Raw genomic sequence first — 1,288 nt, 5'->3', positions numbered from 1 at the left:
TCCAACATTGCCACGACGCGTGTTACGGGGTGTTAAGCGCCCCTTACCATGCAGGCGAATGGGAACCGCAAACCATCGCAGCGCCGCAACAGTTTGTTGAACCAAGCAAACACTTCCCAATTGAAGAAGTGGAACTAGAAATGGCGTAACGCTATTTTCGAACACAAAAAAGGAGCCCGGCAGCTCCTTTTTTTGATCGCTAACATTGGGACGTATCGACTTTAAAACTGTGTCCGTCTTTTCCTGCGCCTTCCAATCGGTAATAGGCGTAGCATTTGCCTTGCATCAAAGCTTCTGGCGAGTCACTAGGGCCGTAGCCGACTATCGAATAAGTGTTGTTTTCAATGAACACCAAGTTCGCTTGCTTCATTTCGTCTGAGATCGTCATGTTGTCGAAAAAACCAAGGTGTTCGCCACATTCGCTTTGCGTTTCTGGGTAGCCGTTGTAGAACTCTTGATAGCCCACTGCCGTCAGGACACATTGGTTTGCGCCATTCTCTTGGTTGAACGCTTTCGCATTGGCGTTGAGAATGGAGACGTAGTACTGCATGTCGGCAAACAAAACTTGAATGGCAGCAGAGCGGGCGTCGGACGTGCGCTGGTTCGAATGGTGGAGTGCATAAGCAGAGATTCCGCCTAGTAAAACAGCAGCGAACAACCACTCTTTCAATGAGAAACTAGACAACCATCTCATTCGTTTACCCTCAAATTAAATCGACCATTCATACAATGGGGCGGCATTTTACGCATCGAATCTCGAAAGTTTAAGGGTAAATCCCGTGTTTCAGAAAAAACTGACAGAAAGTTTATTGGTGATCAATGAGTGATACCGAATGCATATTCTGTCGACAATAAATTATCGACAACGAAAAAGGGGAGCCAACAGGCTCCCCTTTCTATTATTCAATGTTTATCTTACTGGCTTTTTTGCTGTTCTGAACGGCAAACAGCAGCGGTAAAGATAACGTCTGTTGAACTGTTTAGCGCTGTTTCAGCAGAGTCTTGAATCACACCGATGATGAAACCAACCGCTACCACCTGCATTGCTACGTCGTTTGAGATGCCAAACAAACCACACGCTAGAGGGATAAGCAGTAGAGAACCGCCCGCAACGCCAGAAGCGCCACATGCAGAAACCGCCGCGACAACACTTAGAAGTAGCGCTGTCATTAGGTCAACTTCAATACCCATTGTGTGCACTGCAGCCAGCGTTAGCGTTGTGATAGTGATTGCAGCACCAGCCATGTTGATGGTTGCACCCAGAGGGATAGATACTGAGTAAGTGTCG

Annotated in this window: 2 protein-coding genes and 1 pseudogene; 1 reads left to right on the top strand and 2 read right to left on the bottom strand. The window is 47.3% G+C overall.

Features of this window, described 5'->3' with window-relative positions:
• Positions 1-149 (top strand): annotated as a pseudogene (locus R7Z78_RS24395) (pyridoxal kinase); the annotation flags it as partial.
• Between the two features lie 50 nt (positions 150-199).
• On the opposite strand, the gene R7Z78_RS24390 reads toward R7Z78_RS24395, so the two are convergent.
• Entirely contained in the window at positions 200-694 is a 495-nt protein-coding gene (locus R7Z78_RS24390) for a type IV pilin (RefSeq protein ID WP_005484666.1), read from the bottom strand.
• A 221-nt stretch (positions 695-915) separates the two neighbouring features.
• A partial coding sequence (locus tag R7Z78_RS24385; protein WP_169643843.1) for a cation:dicarboxylate symporter family transporter occupies positions 916-1,288 on the bottom strand: 373 nt, incomplete at its 5' end.

This window comes from Vibrio sp. 1167 (assembly GCF_033340375.1).
In the GTDB taxonomy this organism is placed as follows: domain Bacteria; phylum Pseudomonadota; class Gammaproteobacteria; order Enterobacterales; family Vibrionaceae; genus Vibrio; species Vibrio alginolyticus.
Note: the sequence above shows the minus strand (reverse complement) of the source record. Positions and strands in the feature narration are given on the sequence as shown.